Source organism: Streptococcus sp. Z554 (genome assembly GCF_053010305.1).
The window spans coordinates 233,764-253,942 of record NZ_JBRKNV010000002.1 but is presented as its reverse complement, the minus strand read 5'-3'; the positions used below and the strand labels follow the sequence as shown (position 1 = coordinate 253,942).

General features: G+C 41.6%; 24 protein-coding genes. 21 read left to right on the top strand and 3 right to left on the bottom strand.

What is annotated here, in order from left to right:
• Nucleotides 1–156: 156 nt before the first annotated feature.
• The 17 genes from rimP (at nt 157) to groL (ending at nt 13,726) form a co-directional block, all read left to right on the top strand.
• Nucleotides 157–636: a ribosome maturation factor RimP gene (rimP, locus tag ACVC7R_RS03645; protein ID WP_447263581.1), complete on the top strand. Its 480-nt coding sequence runs from the start codon at nt 157–159 to the stop codon at nt 634–636.
• A 41-nt stretch (nt 637–677) separates the two neighbouring features.
• The gene (gene nusA, locus ACVC7R_RS03640; RefSeq protein WP_006147911.1) at nt 678–1,814 is read left to right on the top strand and encodes a transcription termination factor NusA; all 1,137 of its coding nucleotides are present in this window, start codon (nt 678–680) and stop codon (nt 1,812–1,814) included.
• A 21-nt stretch (nt 1,815–1,835) separates the two neighbouring features.
• Entirely contained in the window at nt 1,836–2,129 is a 294-nt protein-coding gene (gene rnpM / locus ACVC7R_RS03635; protein WP_006144965.1) for an RNase P modulator RnpM, read from the top strand.
• Nucleotides 2,122–2,421, top strand: a complete 300-nt coding sequence (locus tag ACVC7R_RS03630) for a YlxQ-related RNA-binding protein (protein WP_447263580.1) — start codon at nt 2,122–2,124, stop codon at nt 2,419–2,421. The genes rnpM and ACVC7R_RS03630 overlap by 8 nt, the downstream gene beginning before the upstream one ends.
• A 16-nt stretch (nt 2,422–2,437) precedes the next feature.
• Nucleotides 2,438–5,179 (top strand): translation initiation factor IF-2, encoded by a 2,742-nt coding sequence (gene infB / locus ACVC7R_RS03625; protein ID WP_447263579.1) that lies wholly within the window; start codon nt 2,438–2,440, stop codon nt 5,177–5,179.
• A gap of 251 nt (nt 5,180–5,430) precedes the next feature.
• Nucleotides 5,431–5,781 (top strand): 30S ribosome-binding factor RbfA, encoded by a 351-nt coding sequence (gene rbfA, locus ACVC7R_RS03620; protein WP_447263578.1) that lies wholly within the window; start codon nt 5,431–5,433, stop codon nt 5,779–5,781.
• A 151-nt stretch (nt 5,782–5,932) separates the two neighbouring features.
• Nucleotides 5,933–6,712: a hypothetical protein gene (locus tag ACVC7R_RS03615; RefSeq protein WP_447263577.1), complete on the top strand. Its 780-nt coding sequence runs from the start codon at nt 5,933–5,935 to the stop codon at nt 6,710–6,712.
• Between the two features lie 101 nt (nt 6,713–6,813).
• Nucleotides 6,814–7,047, top strand: coding sequence for a DUF1858 domain-containing protein (locus ACVC7R_RS03610; RefSeq protein ID WP_000368732.1), 234 nt, complete (start codon nt 6,814–6,816; stop codon nt 7,045–7,047).
• Complete coding sequence (locus ACVC7R_RS03605) at nt 7,047–8,381, top strand: DUF438 domain-containing protein (RefSeq protein WP_447263576.1); 1,335 nt, start codon at nt 7,047–7,049, stop codon at nt 8,379–8,381. The genes ACVC7R_RS03610 and ACVC7R_RS03605 overlap by 1 nt, the downstream gene beginning before the upstream one ends.
• A gap of 9 nt (nt 8,382–8,390) precedes the next feature.
• The gene (locus ACVC7R_RS03600; protein WP_254736404.1) at nt 8,391–8,645 is read left to right on the top strand and encodes a DUF1912 family protein; all 255 of its coding nucleotides are present in this window, start codon (nt 8,391–8,393) and stop codon (nt 8,643–8,645) included.
• A 235-nt stretch (nt 8,646–8,880) separates the two neighbouring features.
• Entirely contained in the window at nt 8,881–9,171 is a 291-nt protein-coding gene (locus tag ACVC7R_RS03595) for a DUF4651 domain-containing protein (RefSeq protein ID WP_447263575.1), read from the top strand.
• Nucleotides 9,168–9,485, top strand: coding sequence for a thioredoxin family protein (locus ACVC7R_RS03590; RefSeq protein WP_447263574.1), 318 nt, complete (start codon nt 9,168–9,170; stop codon nt 9,483–9,485). The genes ACVC7R_RS03595 and ACVC7R_RS03590 overlap by 4 nt, the downstream gene beginning before the upstream one ends.
• Before the next feature lie 8 nt (nt 9,486–9,493).
• Entirely contained in the window at nt 9,494–10,120 is a 627-nt protein-coding gene (ytpR, locus tag ACVC7R_RS03585) for a YtpR family tRNA-binding protein (RefSeq protein ID WP_447263573.1), read from the top strand.
• A 40-nt stretch (nt 10,121–10,160) separates the two neighbouring features.
• The gene (locus ACVC7R_RS03580; protein WP_447263572.1) at nt 10,161–10,922 is read left to right on the top strand and encodes an SDR family NAD(P)-dependent oxidoreductase; all 762 of its coding nucleotides are present in this window, start codon (nt 10,161–10,163) and stop codon (nt 10,920–10,922) included.
• Nucleotides 10,923–10,997: 75 nt separating this feature from the next.
• On the top strand, nt 10,998–11,393 hold the full coding sequence (locus tag ACVC7R_RS03575) for a single-stranded DNA-binding protein (protein ID WP_075566369.1): 396 nt from the start codon (nt 10,998–11,000) through the stop codon (nt 11,391–11,393).
• 413 nt (nt 11,394–11,806) lie between these two features.
• Nucleotides 11,807–12,091: a co-chaperone GroES gene (groES, locus tag ACVC7R_RS03570; RefSeq protein WP_447263571.1), complete on the top strand. Its 285-nt coding sequence runs from the start codon at nt 11,807–11,809 to the stop codon at nt 12,089–12,091.
• 15 nt (nt 12,092–12,106) lie between these two features.
• Nucleotides 12,107–13,726 (top strand): chaperonin GroEL, encoded by a 1,620-nt coding sequence (groL, locus tag ACVC7R_RS03565; protein ID WP_447263570.1) that lies wholly within the window; start codon nt 12,107–12,109, stop codon nt 13,724–13,726.
• A 208-nt stretch (nt 13,727–13,934) separates the two neighbouring features.
• On the opposite strand, the gene serS is transcribed toward groL, so the two are convergent.
• From serS to ACVC7R_RS03550, 3 genes are all read right to left on the bottom strand, one after another.
• Complete coding sequence (serS, locus tag ACVC7R_RS03560) at nt 13,935–15,209, bottom strand: serine--tRNA ligase (protein WP_447263569.1); 1,275 nt, start codon at nt 15,207–15,209, stop codon at nt 13,935–13,937.
• Between the two features lie 215 nt (nt 15,210–15,424).
• Nucleotides 15,425–15,796 (bottom strand): DUF956 family protein, encoded by a 372-nt coding sequence (locus ACVC7R_RS03555; protein ID WP_447263568.1) that lies wholly within the window; start codon nt 15,794–15,796, stop codon nt 15,425–15,427.
• A 2-nt stretch (nt 15,797–15,798) separates the two neighbouring features.
• Nucleotides 15,799–17,163, bottom strand: coding sequence for an aspartate kinase (locus ACVC7R_RS03550; RefSeq protein WP_447263567.1), 1,365 nt, complete (start codon nt 17,161–17,163; stop codon nt 15,799–15,801).
• A gap of 256 nt (nt 17,164–17,419) precedes the next feature.
• Here ACVC7R_RS03550 and ACVC7R_RS03545 point away from each other — a divergent pair, with 256 nt between their 5' ends.
• The 4 genes from ACVC7R_RS03545 (at nt 17,420) to ACVC7R_RS03530 (ending at nt 19,990) form a co-directional block, all read left to right on the top strand.
• Nucleotides 17,420–18,205 carry an enoyl-CoA hydratase gene (locus ACVC7R_RS03545; protein ID WP_447263566.1) on the top strand — a complete coding sequence of 262 codons (786 nt, stop codon included), beginning with the start codon at nt 17,420–17,422 and terminating at the stop codon, nt 18,203–18,205.
• A gap of 93 nt (nt 18,206–18,298) precedes the next feature.
• The gene (gene fabT / locus ACVC7R_RS03540) at nt 18,299–18,733 is read left to right on the top strand and encodes a fatty acid biosynthesis transcriptional regulator FabT (RefSeq protein ID WP_447263565.1); all 435 of its coding nucleotides are present in this window, start codon (nt 18,299–18,301) and stop codon (nt 18,731–18,733) included.
• Entirely contained in the window at nt 18,733–19,707 is a 975-nt protein-coding gene (locus ACVC7R_RS03535; RefSeq protein WP_447263564.1) for a beta-ketoacyl-ACP synthase III, read from the top strand. The genes fabT and ACVC7R_RS03535 overlap by 1 nt, the downstream gene beginning before the upstream one ends.
• 58 nt (nt 19,708–19,765) lie before the next feature.
• Nucleotides 19,766–19,990, top strand: a complete 225-nt coding sequence (locus tag ACVC7R_RS03530; protein ID WP_000257840.1) for an acyl carrier protein — start codon at nt 19,766–19,768, stop codon at nt 19,988–19,990.
• Nucleotides 19,991–20,179: the final 189 nt, after the last annotated feature.

Sequence of the window (20,179 nt, the reverse complement as noted above, 5' to 3'; positions counted from 1 at the left end):
TATAGTACAAGACCATGCATAAGCCTTCATAGGAAAGTCCTCTATCGATCATCATAAAGTCAAATCCTTGCAGGCTGGAATGATTTGTGGTATACTTATAGCAAGAATATAAGAAAGAGAGGCGGGGAGATATCTTCGCCTCTTGCTTATGAGGAGGTGGACGCAATCGCAACGATCGTTGAATTAGTCAGAGAAGTCGTAGAACCTATCATTGAAGCTCCTTTCGAACTCGTAGATATCGAGTACGGAAAGATTGGCAGTGACATGATTCTAAGTATTTTTGTAGACAAGCCTGAAGGAATCACCTTGAATGATACAGCAGACTTGACTGAAATTATCAGTCCTGTCCTAGATACTATCAAGCCGGATCCCTTCCCAGAACAATATTTCCTAGAAATTACCAGTCCAGGATTGGAGCGTCCTTTGAAAACCAAGGAAGCAGTCGCTGGAGCGGTCGGGAAATATATCCATGTCGGGCTTTACCAAGCTATCGACAAGCAAAAGGTTTTTGAAGGAACCTTATTGTCCTTTGAAGAGGATGAGTTGACGATGGAATATATGGACAAAACTCGTAAAAAAACAGTTCAAATTCCATACAATTTGGTATCAAAAGCACGTTTGGCAGTAAAATTATAGAAAGAAAGGATAGCTTTTGAGAATTCAAAAGTAAAAAAAACATGAGTAAAGAAATGCTAGAGGCCTTCCGCATTTTGGAAGAAGACAAGGGAATCAAGAAAGAAGATATCATTGACGCAGTAGTAGAGTCACTTCGTTCTGCTTATCGCAGACGCTATGGTCAATCAGACAGTGTAGCTATCGATTTCAACGAAAAGACAGGTGACTTTACTGTCTATACTGTCCGTGAAGTTGTTGATGAAGTGTTTGATAGCCGTTTGGAAATCAGCTTGAAAGATGCTCTTGCCATTAATTCAGCCTATGAACTTGGTGACAAAATCAAGTTTGAAGAAGCGCCAGGAGAGTTTGGTCGTGTAGCAGCCCAATCTGCTAAACAAACCATCATGGAAAAGATGCGCAAGCAAACACGTGCTATTACCTACAATACATACAAAGAACATGAACAAGAAATCATGTCAGGTACAGTAGAGCGTTTTGACAACCGCTTCATTTATGTTAACCTTGGTAGCATCGAAGCCCAATTGTCAAAACAAGACCAAATTCCTGGAGAAGTTTTTGCTTCTCATGATCGTATTGAAGTCTATGTTTACAAAGTTGAAGACAACCCTCGTGGAGTTAACGTCTTTGTTAGCCGTAGCCATCCAGAAATGATCAAACGTTTGATGGAACAAGAGATTCCAGAAGTATATGATGGAACTGTTGAAATCATGAGCGTAGCTCGTGAAGCAGGTGACCGTACTAAAGTCGCGGTTCGTAGCCACAATCCAAACGTGGATGCTATCGGAACAATCGTTGGACGTGGTGGAGCAAACATCAAGAAAATCACTAGCAAGTTCCATCCAGCTCGCTACGATGCTAAGAGCGACCGCATGGTTCCTGTAGAAGAAAACATTGATGTTATCGAGTGGGTAGCAGATCCAGCTGAGTTTATCTATAACGCCATTGCTCCTGCTGAAGTTGACCAGGTTATCTTTGATGAAAACGACAGCAAACGTGCCTTGGTGGTTGTTCCAGATAACAAGCTATCTCTTGCGATCGGTCGTCGTGGACAAAATGTTCGCTTGGCAGCACATTTGACTGGTTACCGTATCGACATCAAGTCTGCAAGTGAATTTGAAGCTATGGAAGAAGCAGGTCAAGTGGATTACGCTGAAACAGATGAATTGACTGAAGAATAAGATCTGCTAGAGGAGGGAAAGATGAAAACAAGAAAAATCCCTTTGCGCAAGTCTGTTGTTTCTAACGAAGTGATTGATAAGCGAGATTTACTCCGTATTGTCAAGAACAAAGAAGGTGAGGTCTTTATCGACCCGACAGGCAAGGCTAATGGCCGTGGCGCTTATATCAAGCTAGACAATGCAGAAGCCCTAGAGGCCAAAAAGAAAAAAGTCTTTAACCGTAGCTTTAACATGGAAGTTGAAGAAAGCTTTTATGACGAGCTGATCGCATATGTTGATCACAAAGTAAAAAGAAGAGAGTTAGGACTTGAATAAGCAAAAGATAAGTAATCTCTTGGGACTTGCTCAACGAGCAGGGAAAATTATCTCGGGTGAGGAAATGGTGGTCAAGGCCATCCAAGACCAGAAAGTAAAGCTGGTATTTCTAGCCCATGATGCTGCTCCCAACCTGACCAAGAAGATTCATGATAAAAGTGACTATTATCAAGTAGAAGTTATTACCGTGTTTTCAACACTGGAATTAAGCATAGCAGTTGGAAAATCAAGAAAGGTTTTGGCTGTGACAGATGCTGGATTTACAAAGAAAATGAGGTCTCTTATGGAATAGAAGAGGAGGACATGATTTGTCTAAGAAAAGATTGTACGAAATCGCAAAAGAACTTGGAAAAGAAAGTAAGGAAGTTGTAGCACGTGCAAAAGAGTTGGGCTTGGAAGTAAAAAGCCATGCATCAAGCGTAGAGGCTGCTGCTGCTGAAAAAATCGTAGCTAGCTTTAAACCTGCTACTCCGAAAACAGAATCAAAGCCTGCAGCACCAAAAGCAAGTAAAGCGAAGGTGGAAAGTAAACCAGCTACGCCAGCAACTCCAAAGGAAGAAAAAGTTGTAGCTGCAAGACCACAGAGTCGAAACTTTAAGGCGGAACGTGAGGCGCGTGCAAAAGAGCAAGCAGAACGACGCAAACAAAACAAGGGCAACAACCGCGATCAACAACAAAACGGTAACCGTCAAAAGAACGATAACCGTAATGGTGGAAAACCTGGTCAAGGGAACCGTGACAATCGTCGTTTTAACGACCAAGGGAAGAAACCACAAGGTCAAGGGAATCGTGGCAATGATTATCGCCAACAAGCTGATAATCGTTCCAACCAAGCTGGTCCTCGTATTGACTTCAAAGCTCGTGCAGCAGCTCTGAAAGCAGAGCAAAATGCAGAGTACGCACGCTCAAGCGAGGAACGCTACAAACAGTCTCAAGTTGCCAAAGAAGCCATGGCTCAAGCTAACAAACGTAAAGAGCCAGAGGAAATCTTTGAGGAAGCTGCCAAACTAGCTGAACAAAGTCAGCCTGTAGTTGAAGTAGCTCCTGTAGCCAAAGAGGCTGTAGTGGATACACGTCGTAAAAAGCAAGCTCGACCAGACAAAGATCGTGATGATTATGATCACGAGGAAGATGGTCCTAGAAAACAACAAAAGAATCGAAGTAGTCAGAATCAAGTGAGAAATCAAAGAAATAGTAACTGGAATAACAATAAGAAAAATAAAAAAGGCAATAAACAAAATAACCGTAATCAGGCTCCAAAACCGATTACAGAGCGTAAATTCCATGAATTGCCAACAGAATTCGAATATACAGATGGGATGACCGTTGCGGAAATCGCAAAACGTATCAAACGTGAACCAGCTGAGATTGTTAAGAAACTATTTATGATGGGCGTTATGGCCACTCAAAACCAATCTTTGGATGGAGAAACAATCGAACTCCTCATGGTTGATTACGGAATTGAAGCTAAACAAAAGGTTGAAGTGGACAATGCGGATATCGAACGTTTCTTCGTAGAAGATGGATATCTGAATGAAGACAAGTTGGTTGAACGTCCACCAGTTGTAACCATCATGGGACACGTTGACCATGGTAAAACAACCCTTTTGGATACCCTTCGTAATTCTCGTGTCGCTACAGGAGAAGCAGGTGGTATTACTCAGCATATCGGTGCTTACCAGATTGAGGAAAATGGGAAGAAGATTACCTTCCTTGATACACCTGGACACGCGGCCTTTACTTCTATGCGTGCACGTGGTGCCTCTGTTACCGATATTACGATCTTGGTCGTAGCGGCAGATGATGGTGTTATGCCTCAGACAATCGAAGCTATCAACCACTCAAAAGCAGCGAATGTTCCAATTATCGTTGCCATTAATAAGATTGATAAACCAGGTGCCAACCCAGAACGTGTAATCGGTGAATTGGCTGAACACGGAGTTATGTCAACTGCCTGGGGTGGAGATTCTGAGTTTGTAGAAATCTCAGCCAAATTTAACCAGAATATCGATGAGCTCTTGGAAACGGTTCTTCTTGTAGCTGAAATCCAAGAACTCAAAGCAGACCCAACAGTCCGTGCCATCGGTACCGTTATTGAAGCTCGTTTGGATAAAGGAAAAGGTGCGGTTGCGACCCTCCTTGTTCAACAAGGTACTCTGAATGTTCAAGACCCAATCGTTGTTGGTAATACTTTCGGACGTGTCCGTGCTATGACCAATGACCTTGGACGTCGTGTTAAGGTTGCAGGACCTTCAACACCAGTATCGATCACAGGTTTGAACGAAGCGCCTATGGCGGGTGATCACTTTGCCGTTTATGAAGATGAGAAATCTGCTCGTGCAGCTGGTGAAGAACGTGCCAAACGTGCTCTTATGAAGCAACGTCAAGCTACACAACGTGTTAGCCTTGAAAATCTCTTTGATACCCTTAAAGCTGGTGAACTCAAGTCAGTTAACGTCATCATCAAAGCCGACGTACAAGGTTCTGTTGAAGCCCTTTCTGCATCACTTCAAAAGATTGACGTGGAAGGTGTAAAAGTTACCATCGTTCACTCAGCAGTCGGTGCTATCAATGAATCTGACGTGACTCTTGCCGAAGCTTCAAATGCCTTTATCATTGGTTTCAACGTACGTCCTACACCACAAGCTCGTCAACAAGCAGAAGCAGACGATGTAGAAATCCGTCTCCACAGCATTATCTACAAGGTTATTGAAGAGATGGAAGAAGCCATGAAGGGTATGCTTGATCCAGAATTTGAAGAAAAAGTGATCGGTGAAGCGATTATCCGTGAAACCTTTAAAGTCTCTAAAGTGGGAACAATCGGTGGATTTATGGTTACTAGCGGTAAAGTTACCCGTGACTCTAAAGTCCGTGTTATTCGTGATGGTGTCGTTATCTACGATGGTGAACTTGCGAGCTTGAAACACTATAAAGATGACGTCAAGGAAGTTACAAACGGCCGTGAAGGTGGTCTTATGATTGATGGCTACAATGATATCAAGATGGATGATGTGATTGAGGCCTACGTCATGGAAGAAATTAAACGCTAAAATTTTTGCTCCTTTCTTAGGTGGTGAGGGACGCAAGCAAACCCATGGTTTCATTGCTTATTTTTGAGCCTAGGGTCTCAAAAATCCTCTGTTATGAAACTGCTAATGCAGTTCCATAACCTTCACCACAGCGAAAGAAGCGGATGAGTTCAAATTGAACTTTATTTCAATTTGAAAAGAATTTCAATAAGTTTAAAAATAGCTAGGTCTGCTGGCCTAGCTTTTGGTTCAATTGAGAGAAAGGAAGAACTATGGCAAATCATTTCCGTACGGATCGTGTGGGCATGGAAATCAAACGTGAAGTCAATGAGATTTTACAAAAGAAAGTCCGTGATCCCCGTGTCCAAGGTGTGACCATTACAGATGTTCAGATGTTGGGTGATTTATCAATGGCCAAGGTTTACTACACTATTTTGAGTAATCTTGCATCCGATAATCAAAAAGCTCAAACTGGACTTGAAAAAGCAACTGGGACTATCAAACGTGAGCTTGGTCGCAATTTGAAATTGTATAAAATTCCAGACTTGACCTTCGTCAAAGACGAATCCATCGAATATGGAAATAAGATTGACGAGATGTTACGCAATCTGGATAAGAAATAAGAAAGAGGGGCAACCCTCTTTTTTGCTTAGAAGAGGGAGGGGCTCTGCACCTAAAGGCTGATCAGTAAGAAAAATAAGTTCTTAAAATTTCATTTCTTGGGCAAATGTGATAAGATATAATTCAAATTGAAAGAAAAAGAGAAACGTCAAGATGTCTAAACAAGATTTAGCTTTACAAGTATTGCAACAAGTCGTGAAACTCCCTGTTGTCAAAGTTGATCGGTCAAAATTTTTAGTAGATAAATTTTCCAAAATGTTGGATTCAAAGGATATTCCTAGATTATTAGAAGAGGGACCAACAGCCCTCTTATCCCAGGATGTTTTAGATAAAGTCGCGGATAATTGTATTAAGGATAATGTTTTATTGGCAAGTGGTACCTCTGTTCTAGCAGGTTTACCTGGTGGTATTTTAATGGCGCTTACTATTCCAACGGACGTAGCTCAGTTTTATGCTTTTTCCTTGAAATTAGCCCAAGAATTGGGATATATCTATGGATTCAATGATCTTTGGGCATCACGAAATGACTTGAGTGAAGAAGCTAAAAACACACTGCTACTTTATCTAGGGGTCATGCTTGGGGTAAACGGAGCGGGTGCCTTGCTTCGGTCTGGTGGTGCCACAGTCGCTAAGCATGTAATGACCACAGTACCTCAGAAGGCAGTAGCCAAGGCTGGCTGGTACCCTATTTTAAAAAAGGTTATGAAAATTTTTGGGGTCACTCTTACAAGGAGAGGCTTGGCAAAGGGAATGGGAAAAGCGATTCCTATTCTAGGTGGGGTCATTTCAGGGGGATTAACCTATGCGACTATGAAACCCATGGGCGAAAGATTGCAAAAAGAATTATCAAAACTAGTCAATTATAGTGACATTCAGTATCAAAGAGATGTGGAAACCATTCGAAAAGAAGCAGAAATCATCGAAGCAGAGTAATAGAAAGAAACTAGTAGTCTTGTACTGCTAGTTTTTTTATCCAACCCCTTGTGGTATAATAAAAAAAGAACAATCAGTGTGAGAATTTATTGGAGGTTATGATGGACAATATAATCGATGTATCAATTCCCGTTGCGGAAGTGGTAGACAAGCATCCAGAAGTTTTAGATATTTTGGTTGAGCTTGGTTTTAAACCTCTTGCAAATCCCTTGATGCGTAATACTGTAGGGCGAAAAGTATCACTCAAACAAGGTTCGAAACTTGAGGGAACTCCTATGGATAAGATTGTGCGTACGCTCGAAGCAAATGGTTATGAAGTGATTGGGTTAGACTAATGACAGATGAACGTATTCATATCCTGCGGGATATTTTATTAGAATTGCATAATGGAGCCTCTCCAGAGTCCGTTCAGGAACGCTTTGATGCGACCTTTACTGGTGTATCAGCTATCGAGATTTCTCTTATGGAGCATGAGTTGATGAACTCTGACTCAGGCGTTACCTTTGAAGATGTCATGGAGCTATGTGATGTGCATGCTAATCTCTTTAAAAATGCTGTTAAAGGCGTAGAAGTTGAGGATACCGAGCATCCTGGTCACCCTGTGCGTGTCTTTAAGGATGAAAATTTAGCCCTCCGAGCTGCTTTGATTCGGGTCCGTAGATTGCTCTCGACTTATGAATCTGTGGACGATGAGGAGATGCTGGTAGAAATGCGCAAAGGCTTGGTACGTCAGATGGGGCTTGTTGGTCAATTTGATATCCACTACCAGCGCAAGGAAGAGCTCTTTTTTCCTATCATGGAACGTTATGGACATGATTCACCTCCCAAAGTCATGTGGGGAGTTGATGATCAGATTAGGGAACTCTTTCAAACAGCTTTAGCGGCAACCAAGTCGCTTCCGGAAGTGCCGATTTCCACTGTAAAGGAAGCTTTTGAGACCTTTGCGACAGAGTTTGAAAGTATGATTTTTAAGGAAGAATCTATCCTCCTTATGATCTTGCTCGAATCTTTTACCCAGGATGACTGGATTCAGATTGCTGAGGAAAGTGATGCCTATGGATATGCTATTATCCGTCCGTCTGAGAAATGGGTTCCTGAACGTCAAAGCTTTGTGGAGGAAAAAAGTGCAGCAGAACCAACTCAGCCAGAAACTGTAGACGGCCAAGTCCGACAAGTGATTGATACGCCAGAAGGTCAGTTTACCATAACCTTTACACCTAAGGAAAAGGAAGCAGTACTGGACCGCAATAGCCAACAAGCTTTTGGAAATGGTTATCTTTCAGTTGAACAGGCAAACCTCATCCTCAATCATCTACCTATGGAGATTACCTTTGTCAATAAGGACGATATTTTCCAGTATTATAATGACAATACGCCAGCGGATGAAATGATTTTCAAACGGACACCGTCCCAAGTCGGGCGTAATGTTGAACTTTGTCATCCGCCCAAGTACTTAGACAAGGTCAAGGCTATTATGAAAGGTCTTCGTGAAGGAGTCAAGGACAAATATGAGATGTGGTTCAAGTCTGAGTCGCGAGGGAAGTTTGTCCACATAACCTACGCTGCAGTACACGATGAGAACGGAGAATTTCAAGGAGTCTTGGAGTACGTTCAGGATATTCAACCCTACCGTGAGATTGATACAGACTACTATCGGGGAATAGAATAAGGAGAAACAATGAGTTACGAACAAGAATTTATGAAAGAATTTGAATCTTGGGTCAATACCCAAATCATGATCAACGATATGGCACACAAGGAAAGTCAAAAGGTCTATGAAGAAGATCAAGATGAGCGCGCTAAAGATGCCATGATTCGCTACGAGAGTCGATTGGATGCCTACCAATTCTTACTTGGAAAATTTGAAAACTTTAAGGCGGGCAAGGGATTCCATGATTTACCAGAAGGCTTGTTTGGTGAGAGAAACTATTAATGTTGAGAAATTAGAAAGGAGGCCGGGACAAAAGTCCTAGCCTCTCAATTGTTTTTGGATTGTCGAGCAAGACGCAGTGGTTGAGTGGGCTCTACTAGACTGATTGCATCAGCTTTTACAGCCCTACTCAACTGTGCGGAGGTGGGACGACGAAATCGAATTCTAACGAATTATCGATTTCTGTCCCACTCTCTTTTTCATTGTTCCTTAAGCCTTTTTGTGTTACAATGTTAGCATGAAAACGAAAAATATTATTAAAACAGGTTTAGTCGTGGCAGGGCTTGGAGCCCTTGCCTTTGGTGCTAAGAAAGTAGCTGATGATCACAAACTCATGAAGACACAGGAAGAGTTAACTGCTATTGTGCGTGACTATTTCTCAGAAATGGGTGAGATTGGGACTCTCTATGTCCAAGTATACGAAAGTAGTCTAGAACGTCTTGTTGGTGGTGTCATTTTTGAAGATGGTCGTCACTATACCTTTATCTATGAAGATGAAGATCTCATCTACGAGGAGGAAGTCTTATGATTTCTCCTAAAAATATAGAAGAATTAGCAAATCTAGTAGAGCAGGATGGCAAGAAGGTCTTCCTTTTTGTTGCGGATTGGTGTGGCGACTGCCGTTATATCTATCCTGCCTTGCCAGAGATTGAAGAGGCAAATCCAGAATTTACCTTTATACGGGTAGACCGAGATGAGTACATGGAACTTGCTAAACTTTGGGATGTATACGGGATTCCAAGTCTTGTTGTTTTAGATAAGGACAAGGAGATTGGACGTTTTGTCAATCGTGACCGTAAAACCAAGGGGCAAATCAATGACTTTTTAGCAGAACTGAAATAGGAGAAAAAATGATTTTTACATATAATAAAGAACATGTCGGCGATGTTCTTATGATCATCGTGAAAAACAGTGGCGATGCCAAACTAGATGTAGAACGTAAAGGAAATGTAGCGCGAGTTTTTCTAAAAGAGACTGGTGAAACTGTTGCTTGGAACATTTTTGAAGTTTCTAGCTTATTTGAGATTGAGAATCGCGGGCAAGTCTTTTTAACTGACGAGCAAGTAGCACGTTTGAATCAAGAATTGCAGGCTCAAGGATTTACTGAAGAAATCATCAATGACAAGGAACCCAAATTTGTGGTTGGTGAGATTGTAGAAATGGTTGCACATCCAGATAGTGACCACCTCAATATCTGTCAAGTGGCAGTTGCGAGTGATAAAACAGTACAAATCGTTGCTGGTGCTCCCAATGCACGTGTCGGTTTGAAAACCATTGTTGCTCTTCCTGGAGCCATGATGCCAAAAGGCAATCTCATTTTCCCAGGGGAACTTCGTGGGGAAAAGAGTTTTGGTATGATGTGTAGTCCTCATGAACTTGCCTTGCCAAATGCTCCCCAAAAACGTGGTGTCATTGAATTGTCAGACGACCAGGTAGTTGGAACACCCTTTGACCCAGCTAAGCACTGGACTGCTTAGAAATTGCAAGTATCTGTCGTACTAGATGGAAGGAAATGATATGGCGAAAAATGTAGTCATCACAGGTGCAACATCAGGGATTGGTGAAGCCATTGCGCGTGCTTATCTAAAAGAAGGTGAGAATATCGTTCTTACAGGGCGTCGAACAGAAAGACTTGAAGCCCTAAAAAATGAGTTTTCAGAAGCTTTTCCAAATCAAAAAGTCTGGACCTTCCCGTTAGATGTCACAGATATGAGCATGGTAAAGACTGTTTGCTCAGAAATTTTAGAGACAGTAGGTCAGGTTGATATCTTAGTCAATAACGCTGGACTTGCTTTGGGTCTAGCTCCTTATCAAAATTATGAAGAGTTGGATATGTTGACTATGCTGGATACCAATGTCAAGGGATTAATGGCGGTTACGCGTTGCCTCTTGCCTTCCATGGTAGCAGCTAATCAAGGGCATATTATCAATATGGGTTCTACTGCAGGGATTTACGCATATGCTGGTGCAGCGGTCTATTCAGCAACCAAGGCTGCAGTCAAAACCTTTTCAGATGGGATTCGGATTGACACCATTGCGACAGATATCAAAGTGACCACTATTCAGCCAGGAATTGTAGAGACTGATTTTTCAAAAGTCCGTTTCCATGGAGATGAGGCACGGGCGGCGACGGTCTATCAGGGACTCGAAGCTTTGCAGGCGCAAGATATCGCTGATACTGTAGTTTATGTGACCAGTCAACCACGTCGTGTGCAAATCACAGATATGACCATTATGGCCAATCAACAAGCAACTGGATTTATGATTCATAGAGATTAATATTATTTTTAAAAAAGTTACAAATTTTGTAACTTTTTTTCTTTTCCTTCGAATAGATAAGTAGGAGGATGAAAAATGTATAATAAAGTTATTATGATTGGACGTTTAACGTCTACACCAGAATTGCACAAAACCAACAATGACAAGTCAGTGGCTCGTGCGACTATTGCTATTAACCGTCGTTTCAAGGACCAAAATGGGGAACGAGAAGCTGACTTCATCAATATTGTTGTTTGGGGAAAACTTGCTGAAACTTTGGCTAGCTATGCAAGCAAAGGTAGTCTCATTTCTGTAGACGGGGAGCTTCGTACCCGTAAGTTCGAGAAGAATGGTCAGACCAACTATGTGACCGAAGTTCTTGCTACAGGCTTCCAGCTTTTAGAAAGTCGTGCCCAACGTGCCATGCGTGAAAATAATGCAGGCCAAGACTTAGCAGATCTGGTCTTGGAAGAGGAGGAACTTCCCTTCTAATACTCTTCGAAAATCAAATTCAAACCGCGTCAGCTTCGCCTTGCCGTACTCAAGTACAGTCTGCAGCTAGCTTCCTAGTTTGCTCTTTGATTTTTATTGAGTATAAAATGATAGGAGGCTGGGACAAAAGTCCTAGCCTCTCAATTGTCTTTGGATTGTCGAGCAAGACGCAGTGGTTGAGTGGCCTTTACTACGCTGATTTCATCAGCTTTTACAGTCCTACTCAACTGTGCGGAGGTGGGACGACGAAATCGAATTCTAACGAATGACCGATTTCTGTCCCACTCTCTTTTTTATGCTATAAATCAGACTTTTTTCTTGACTATTTTTGACCAAGTGATACAATAGAACTATAGTTTAGCACTCATAATCAAAGAGTGCTAATAATATAATTGTATTATGGAGGAAGACAAATGTTGAAACCATTAGGTGACCGTGTGGTCTTAAAAATTGAAGAAAAAGAACAAACTGTTGGGGGATTTGTCCTCGCAAAATCAGCCCAAGAAGAAACGAAAACAGCTACAGTAGTGGCTACTGGACAAGGTGTTCGTACCTTGACTGGTGAACTAGTTGCTCCAAGTGTAAAAGTTGGAGATCAGGTTTTAGTGGAAGTTCATGCAGGCATTGATGTCAAAGATGGGGATGAAAAATACCTCATCGTAGGTGAAGCTAGTATCTTAGCAATCGTTGAAGAATAGAAGGAGAAAGTAAGTATGGCAAAAGACATTAAATTTTCATCAGACGCTCGTTCAGCTATGGTCCGTGGTGTTGATATCCTAGCAGACACTGTTAAAGTAACCTTGGGACCTAAAGGTCGTAACGTTGTGCTTGAAAAATCATTTGGTTCTCCATTGATTACCAATGATGGTGTAACAATCGCCAAAGAAATCGAATTGGAAGACCATTTTGAAAATATGGGTGCCAAATTGGTATCAGAAGTAGCTTCTAAGACTAATGATATCGCTGGTGACGGGACAACTACTGCAACAGTCTTGACTCAGGCTATCGTTCGTGAAGGAATCAAAAACGTAACTGCCGGTGCAAATCCAATTGGTATTCGTCGTGGGATTGAAGCTGCGGTTGCTGCAGCTGTTGAAGCCTTGAAGAACAATGCCATTCCTGTTGCCAACAAAGAAGCTATCGCGCAGGTTGCTGCTGTATCCTCTCGTTCTGAAAAAGTAGGTGAGTACATCTCTGAAGCCATGGAAAAAGTTGGTAAAGATGGTGTTATCACTATTGAAGAATCACGTGGTATGGAAACAGAGCTTGAAGTCGTAGAAGGAATGCAATTTGACCGTGGTTATCTATCGCAGTACATGGTCACTGACAATGAAAAAATGGTTGCAGACCTTGAAAATCCATACATCTTGATTACCGACAAGAAGATTTCCAATATCCAAGAAATCTTGCCACTTCTAGAAAGCATTCTCCAAAGCAATCGTCCGCTCTTGATTATTGCAGATGATGTTGATGGTGAAGCTCTGCCAACCCTTGTCTTGAATAAGATTCGTGGGACTTTCAACGTAGTTGCTGTTAAGGCTCCTGGTTTCGGTGATCGTCGTAAAGCTATGCTAGAAGATATCGCCATCTTGACAGGTGGAACTGTTATCACTGAAGACCTTGGTCTTGAGTTAAAAGATGCTACCATAGAAGCTTTAGGGCAAGCAGCTAAAGTGTCTGTAGATAAAGATAGCACAGTTATTGTAGAAGGTGCAGGAAATCCTGAAGCCATTGCTAACCGTGTAGCTGTCATCAAGTCTCAAATCGAAACAACAACTTCAGAATTCGACCGTGAAAAACTCCAAGAACGCTTGGCTAAACTATCAGGTGGAGTAGCGGTTATCAAGGTCGGTGCTGCAACTGAAACTGAATTGAAAGAAATGAAACTCCGCATCGAAGATGCCCTTAACGCTACTCGTGCAGCCGTTGAAGAAGGTATCGTTGCAGGTGGTGGTACTGCCCTTGTTAATGTCATCTCAGCCGTTGAAGCTTTAGAATTGACAGGTGATGAAGCAACAGGACGCAATATTGTTCTTCGTGCATTGGAAGAGCCAGTTCGCCAGATTGCCTACAATGCAGGTTATGAAGGCTCAATCGTTATCGATCGATTGAAAAATGCAGAACTTGGTACAGGCTTTAACGCTGCGACAGGTGAATGGGTGAACATGATTGAAGCAGGTATTATCGATCCTGTTAAGGTTAGCCGTTCAGCCCTTCAAAACGCAGCTTCAGTAGCAAGCCTGATCTTAACAACAGAAGCCGTTGTAGCCAATAAACCAGAACCTGTAGCACCAGCTCCAGCTATGGATCCATCAATGATGGGTGGTTACTAAGAAATAAATAAAAACGAGAGTGGGACAGAAATCGGTAATTCGTAAGAATTCGATTTCGTCGTCCCACCTCCGCACAGTTGAGTAGGGCTGTAAAAGCTGATGAAATCAGCGTAGTAGAGGTCACTCAACCACTGCGTCTTGCTCGACAATCCAAAGACAAATGAGAGGCTAGGACTTTTGTCCCAGCCTCTTTTTTTATCTGAAAATATTATGGTTTGATGACCTCAGCTCCACCCATGTATGGACGAAGCACTTCTGGAATGGTCACAGAACCATCTGCATTTTGATAGTTTTCAAGAATAGCAGCGACGGTACGTCCAACAGCAAGTCCAGAACCATTCAAGGTGTGAAGAAGTTTCACTTTGCCATCGGCTTCATCACGGTAACGGATTTGCGCACGACGTGCTTGGAAGTCTTCTGTATTTGAACAGCTTGAGATTTCACGGTAGGTGTTTTGCGCTGGAATCCATACTTCCAAGTCATAAGTCTTAGCAGCTGAGAAGCCCATATCCCCTGTAGAAAGAGCCACGACACGGTATGGCAAGTTCAGTTTTTGAAGAATGTTTTCAGCGTTGGCTGTCATTTTCTCCAATTCTTCATATGACTCTTCTGGTTTAGCAAATTTCACCATTTCGACCTTGTGGAATTGGTGTAAACGGATCAAGCCACGAGTATCACGACCAGCAGAACCAGCTTCTGAACGGAAAGATGGGCTCATAGCAGTAAAGTAGATTGGAAGATCCTTCCCATCGATGATTTCATCGCGGTAGTAGTTCGTTAGAGGTACTTCAGCGGTTGGAATCAAGACATAGTTAGTGTCGCTGAGTTCAAAAGTATCTTCCTTGAATTTTGGATATTGTCCGGTACCAAACATGGAATCATGATTCACCATGTAAGGGGGGATGACTTCTGTATAACCTTCTTTACCATGCTCATCTAGCATAAAGTTGTAGATGGCACGTTCCAAGCGAGCTCCGAGGCCTTTATAGAAGAGGAAGCGGGCACCAGTGACTTTAGACCCGCGTTCCCAATCAAGGATACCGAGGTCTTCACCAAGATCCCAGTGGGCTTTTGGTTCAAAGTCAAACTCACGAGGAGTTCCCCAACGGCGGACTTCTACGTTATCGTCTTCGTCTGCTCCAATAGGAACACTGTCAGCTGGAATGTTTGGAAGAGTCGTAGTAAATTCTGTCAATTTGGCATCGATTTCCGCTAATTTTGTATCTAGTGCTTTGACTTCAGCAGATAGGGTTTGCATAGCAGCAATCTTGTCGTCTGCATTTTCCTTGTTGCGCTTAGCTTGAGCAATTTCAGCAGAAACCGTGTTACGCTCAGCCTTAAGGGTTTCAACCTTAACCAAGATGTCACGACGTTTAGCATCGATTTCTTTCATCTCGTTCAAGACAGCAGCATCTACACCTCGAGTAGCCAATTTTTCAGCGACAGCTTCAAAATCTGTACGAATTCGTTTGATATCTAACATAAGTTCTCCTTTATATGAAAAAAGCACACCTGACAAAGCGTTGGAGTGGCAGAGCCACGGTTCCATCCAACTTCACAGATGTGCACTTGATTGTGTATTTGATTTAAAACAACGGTAGAATTTCAATTAACTCCTCTATCTGCTCGCAGCACCCGCAGACTTTCTGAAAGAAGGGAATAACCTACTTATCCGTTTCTATGATTATACTAAACTTTCTATTTTTTTGCAAATAGATTTTTGATTTTACGACCGATGATTTGGACTAGGGTTGGAAGCTTCACAACCTTTTCATTTCCGATTTTTTCCCGAGCAATTTTAAGAATAGTCCCAGAATCTTTTGAAGCGAAGAGGAATTTCCCCTGATCTGTAAAGACTTCAAAATGACGACTAATTTTTCGACCAGAGACATTTGCTCCAATTTGATTAATACTGGTCCAAGGAATCTGGATATAATCCTCAGTATTGCGATCCGAGTAAAACTCCAAGGCTTGGTCTCCTACCAGAAATTTTCCAACTTTTCCTTGTATAGAGAGGTAGGAAGTTCCAGTAGTTTGTAAGTCAACGACCTTGTTGAGAGATTGTGCCATGTTTAATCTTCCTTACTTTCACCGAAAAAGGCATGGTATAGAGCCTTGATAGCCGCTTTTTCTTGGTCTTTTTGAACAACGAACATGATAGAAACTTCGCTCGAACCTTGAGACATCATTTGGATGTTAATCTTGTTTTCAGATAAGGCACGAGTGGCTGTAGCAGTTACCCCGATGTGACGCTTCATTTTTTCACCAACAATCATGATAATAGAGAGATCGTGTTCGATTTCAGCATGGTCAACTTCAGCTTTTTGAACAAGTTGACGGAGGATTTCTTCCTCTTTGATTGGTGTAAGCTCACGCTCACGAAGGATGATAGAAAGGTCATCGATACCGGTTGGCATGTGTTCCCAACCAATATTAAGATCCTCGAGAATTTGAAGTACTTTACGACCAAAACCGACTTCGCGGTTCATCAAGTACTTAGACATATTGATGCTGACAAAGCCAGAGTCACCAGCAATTCCCACTACTGGGAATTCATCACTACTGTGCTTCAGAACGATGCGAGTACCTGGATGGTCAGGATTATTAGTATTTTTGATAACGAGAGGAATTTTTCCGCGGTAGGCTGGAAGGAGTGCTTCGTCATGCAGTACAGAGAAACCTGCATAGGCCAATTCCCGCATTTCACGGTAGGTTAACTCAGGGATTGAGTGTGGTTTATGAATGATACCAGGATGGGCAGCAAAAATTCCGTCAACATCAGTAAAGTTCTCATAAAGGTCAGCTTTAACCCCTGCCGCAATGATTGAACCAGTAATATCTGAACCACCACGAGAGAAGGTACAAATTTGATCTTCCTTAGTGACACCGAAGAAACCTGGAATAACAAGAACTTCTGAACTATTATTGAGTTCTTCAATCTTATCATAACTCGAAGGAATGATACGGGCATTTCCAGGTTCGCTTGTTACAACAATACCAGCTTCTCTCGGATGAACATAGCGAGCCTCTAATCCATTTTGGTTAAAGTAGGCTGCAATGAGTTTGGCATTATTGTTTTCTCCTGCAGCAAGAAATGTGTCGTATAGAAATTCGTTGTTTTCAATTGGAAGAGTAGCAAGAGCACGGATGCTTTTAGAGATTCGTTCTAAAACAGCTGGTTTAAGTCCTAATTCGCTAACCATTGCCGCATAACGATTAATAATCCAGTTTTGACGGTTACTGGTATCGTTACCAGCTACATAGTCACGGTAGTATTTAATTAAGGCATCTGTCACCTTAGTATCCTCTGCGTCACGTTTGCCTGGAGCAGATACAACTACGAAACGACGTTCAGGGTCACTCTTTACAATGTTTAGAACTTTTTTTAACTGACTAGCAGAGGCGAGTGAGCTTCCACCAAATTTTACAACCTTCATAAGAACTCCTAAAGTAAGTATTTTATACGATTATAGCAGAAAGAGGGGCTTTTTTCAATCTGGAATAGGAAAGGCTACATCTTATTAGAGGTCTGGACATGATTAGCTTAACTTAGTTATTTTTAGTATAGAAAAGACTCTTTAAAAATCGGCCGATACACTTTCGGTCGATTTTTCTCTTGTCTAACAAACCAGAAAAATATATAATTTGACAATAAAATAATTTAAATATCATTGTAATTTAAAAGGAGTGGCTATGAATCATATTATCTTTCAAATTCAAGACGATTTAGCAACAATTACTTTAAATCGTCCCGATGTGGCGAATGGTTTCCATATTCCTATGTGTGAGGAAATTTTAGAAGCATTGGAATTAGCTGAAAAAGACGCTTCTGTTTCATTTATTCTTATTAATGCTATAGGAAAGGTGTTTTCAGTCGGTGGCGATTTAGTCGAGATGAAACGTGCGGTTGATGAGGATGATATTGACTCTCTCGCTCGAATCGCTGAATTGGTGAATACGATTTCTTATAAAATCAAGCAAATTCCTAAACCAATCATTATGGAAGTGGATGGAGCAGTTGCTGGAGCAGCAGCCAATATGGCCTTGGCAGTTGATTTTTGTATTGCATCTGACAAAGCTAAGTTCATACAAGCTTTTGTAGGTGTAGGATTGGCTCCAGATGCGGGTGGATTATTCCTGCTGACACGATCTCTAGGTGCGACTCGTGCAACTCAATTAGCTATGACTGGTGAAGCGTTCACTGCTGAAAAAGCAATGGAAGCAGGAGCTCTGTATCGTCTATGTACAAGTGAACAGTTAGAAAAAACGAGAGAACAATTGTTGAAGAAGTTGAGACGCGGTTCTTCAAATTCCTACGCTGCTATTAAGAAGCTAGTTTGGGAGAGTGAATTCAAACAGTGGGAAGCCTACGCTCAGCTTGAACTAGAATTGCAGAAATCACTATCCTATACGGAAGATTTCAAGGAAGGAGTTCGTGCACATTCCGAAAGAAGACGTCCAAAATTTGTCGGGAAATAAATAAAATACTTGCACAATTCTTTGAAGTTTGATATACTTTTTCTGTCAAATGTTTTGATTATTAAACTTTTTTTGATGAAGGAGGGAAGAGAAATGGACTACCAACAAGTCAATGACTATTTAACATCAATTTTTAACAATGTCCTAGTGATCGAGGAAGTAAGCTTGCGAGGTAGTCGTTTCAAGGATATCTCTATCAAAGAAATGCACACGATTGATGTTATTGGCAAGTATCCAGAAGTAACTCCAAGTCAAGTGTCCAAAGAATTAATGGTAACTCTAGGGACAGTGACAACGAGTTTAAACAATTTGGAGCGAAAAGGATATATTGAACGTATCCGTTCAGATCAAGATCGTCGTGTAGTGCATCTGCATTTGACAAAGAAAGGTCGCCTTGTTCATCGTCTCCATAAACGTTTCCATAAGGCCATGGTCGAAAGAATTATCGAAGGCATGAGTCCTGAAGAGATAGCGGTTATGGGTAAAGGGTTGACGAATCTTTATCACTTTTTGGAGGATTTGAAGTAATGGCTTTTGCAAAAATAAGCCAGGTCGCTCATTATACTCCGGAGCAGATCGTCACTAACGAGGACTTGGCTCAGGTCATGGATACGAGTGATGAATGGATTTCAAGTCGTACAGGGATTAAAGAACGTCATATTTCTAAAACAGAGTCAACAGGGGATTTGGCTACAGAGGTTGCAAGACAACTTCTAGAGAAGGCAGGGATTTCTGCTGAAGAGCTAGATTTCATCATTATAGCGACTATGACACCTGACTCGATGATGCCTTCAACCGCAGCTCGTGTTCAGGCAAAGATTGGTGCTCATAAGGCTTTTGCCTATGATTTAACAGCTGCTTGTAGTGGATTTGTTTTTGCCCTATCAACTGCAGAAAAGTTCATTTCTTCAGGAACATATAGAAAGGGTCTGGTTATCGGTAGTGAGACCATGTCAAAATCTTTGGATTGGTCTGACCGCTCAACAGCTGTCTTATTTGGAGATGGAGCCGGTGGAGTACTACTTGAGGCAAGTGACCAAGAACATTTCTTAGCGGAAAGTCTCAATAGCGATGGTTCTCGCGGTGAGTGTCTCACTTATGGACAGACAGGATTGATTTCGCCATTTTCTATTCAAGAAGAACCAGATGTTTTCTTGAAGATGGATGGGAGAGCAGTTTTTGACTTTGCGATTCGAGACGTGGCTAAATCTATTAAACAGACCATCGAAAAAAGTCCAATATCAGCAGATGAACTCGATTATCTCTTGCTTCATCAAGCTAATATTCGGATTTTAGATAAAATGGCTAGAAAAATTGGTGTAGACCGTGATAAGCTTCCTGCTAATATGATGAAGTATGGAAATACGAGCGCGGCAAGTATCCCAATTTTACTATCAGAGTGTGTAGAAGAGGGGCTCATCCGTCTGGATGGTAGCCAAAAAATTCTCTTGTCAGGCTTCGGTGGAGGTTTGACATGGGGCACACTTATTGTTACAATTTAGGTAATCATGTGGTGATCACATTGTTATAAAAAACTATTTATTTTTAAAGGAGTCTATCATGGCAGTATTTGAAAAAGTACAAGAAATTATCGTTGAAGAACTTGGAAAAGATGCATCAGAAGTAACACTTGAATCTACTTTTGATGATTTGGATGCAGATTCATTGGACTTGTTCCAAGTAATCTCAGAAATCGAAGACGCTTTTGATATCCAAATCGAAGCTGAAGACAACTTGAAAACAGTTGGTGACTTGGTTGCTTACGTTGAAGAGCAAACAAAATAATTAATACTCAATGAAAATCAAAGAGCAAACTAGGAAGTTAGCCGAAGGCTGTACTAGAGTACGGCAAGGCGAGGCTGACGTGGTTTGAATTTGATTTTTGAAGAGTATAAAATAAATGAAGAAGGAGTAGGGGGAACCCGCTCCCTCTTGTTTAGGTAATAGTTTGACGGTCAAATTATAATGGATTCG

What these genes read in the sequence shown, in the direction of transcription:
- nusA (WP_006147911.1), top strand. Translation starts at nt 678, where the DNA reads ATGAGTAAAGAAATGCTAGAGGCCTTCCGCATTTTGGAAGAAGACAAG.
- rnpM (WP_006144965.1), top strand. Translation starts at nt 1,836, where the DNA reads ATGAAAACAAGAAAAATCCCTTTGCGCAAGTCTGTTGTTTCTAACGAA.
- rbfA (WP_447263578.1), top strand. Translation starts at nt 5,431, where the DNA reads ATGGCAAATCATTTCCGTACGGATCGTGTGGGCATGGAAATCAAACGT.
- ACVC7R_RS03615 (WP_447263577.1), top strand. Translation starts at nt 5,933, where the DNA reads ATGTCTAAACAAGATTTAGCTTTACAAGTATTGCAACAAGTCGTGAAA.
- ACVC7R_RS03610 (WP_000368732.1), top strand. Translation starts at nt 6,814, where the DNA reads ATGGACAATATAATCGATGTATCAATTCCCGTTGCGGAAGTGGTAGAC.
- ACVC7R_RS03605 (WP_447263576.1), top strand. Translation starts at nt 7,047, where the DNA reads ATGACAGATGAACGTATTCATATCCTGCGGGATATTTTATTAGAATTG.
- ACVC7R_RS03600 (WP_254736404.1), top strand. Translation starts at nt 8,391, where the DNA reads ATGAGTTACGAACAAGAATTTATGAAAGAATTTGAATCTTGGGTCAAT.
- ACVC7R_RS03595 (WP_447263575.1), top strand. Translation starts at nt 8,881, where the DNA reads ATGAAAACGAAAAATATTATTAAAACAGGTTTAGTCGTGGCAGGGCTT.
- ACVC7R_RS03590 (WP_447263574.1), top strand. Translation starts at nt 9,168, where the DNA reads ATGATTTCTCCTAAAAATATAGAAGAATTAGCAAATCTAGTAGAGCAG.
- ytpR (WP_447263573.1), top strand. Translation starts at nt 9,494, where the DNA reads ATGATTTTTACATATAATAAAGAACATGTCGGCGATGTTCTTATGATC.
- ACVC7R_RS03580 (WP_447263572.1), top strand. Translation starts at nt 10,161, where the DNA reads ATGGCGAAAAATGTAGTCATCACAGGTGCAACATCAGGGATTGGTGAA.
- ACVC7R_RS03575 (WP_075566369.1), top strand. Translation starts at nt 10,998, where the DNA reads ATGTATAATAAAGTTATTATGATTGGACGTTTAACGTCTACACCAGAA.
- groES (WP_447263571.1), top strand. Translation starts at nt 11,807, where the DNA reads ATGTTGAAACCATTAGGTGACCGTGTGGTCTTAAAAATTGAAGAAAAA.
- groL (WP_447263570.1), top strand. Translation starts at nt 12,107, where the DNA reads ATGGCAAAAGACATTAAATTTTCATCAGACGCTCGTTCAGCTATGGTC.
- serS (WP_447263569.1), bottom strand. Translation starts at nt 15,209, where the DNA reads ATGTTAGATATCAAACGAATTCGTACAGATTTTGAAGCTGTCGCTGAA.
- ACVC7R_RS03555 (WP_447263568.1), bottom strand. Translation starts at nt 15,796, where the DNA reads ATGGCACAATCTCTCAACAAGGTCGTTGACTTACAAACTACTGGAACT.
- ACVC7R_RS03550 (WP_447263567.1), bottom strand. Translation starts at nt 17,163, where the DNA reads ATGAAGGTTGTAAAATTTGGTGGAAGCTCACTCGCCTCTGCTAGTCAG.
- ACVC7R_RS03545 (WP_447263566.1), top strand. Translation starts at nt 17,420, where the DNA reads ATGAATCATATTATCTTTCAAATTCAAGACGATTTAGCAACAATTACT.
- fabT (WP_447263565.1), top strand. Translation starts at nt 18,299, where the DNA reads ATGGACTACCAACAAGTCAATGACTATTTAACATCAATTTTTAACAAT.
- ACVC7R_RS03535 (WP_447263564.1), top strand. Translation starts at nt 18,733, where the DNA reads ATGGCTTTTGCAAAAATAAGCCAGGTCGCTCATTATACTCCGGAGCAG.
- ACVC7R_RS03530 (WP_000257840.1), top strand. Translation starts at nt 19,766, where the DNA reads ATGGCAGTATTTGAAAAAGTACAAGAAATTATCGTTGAAGAACTTGGA.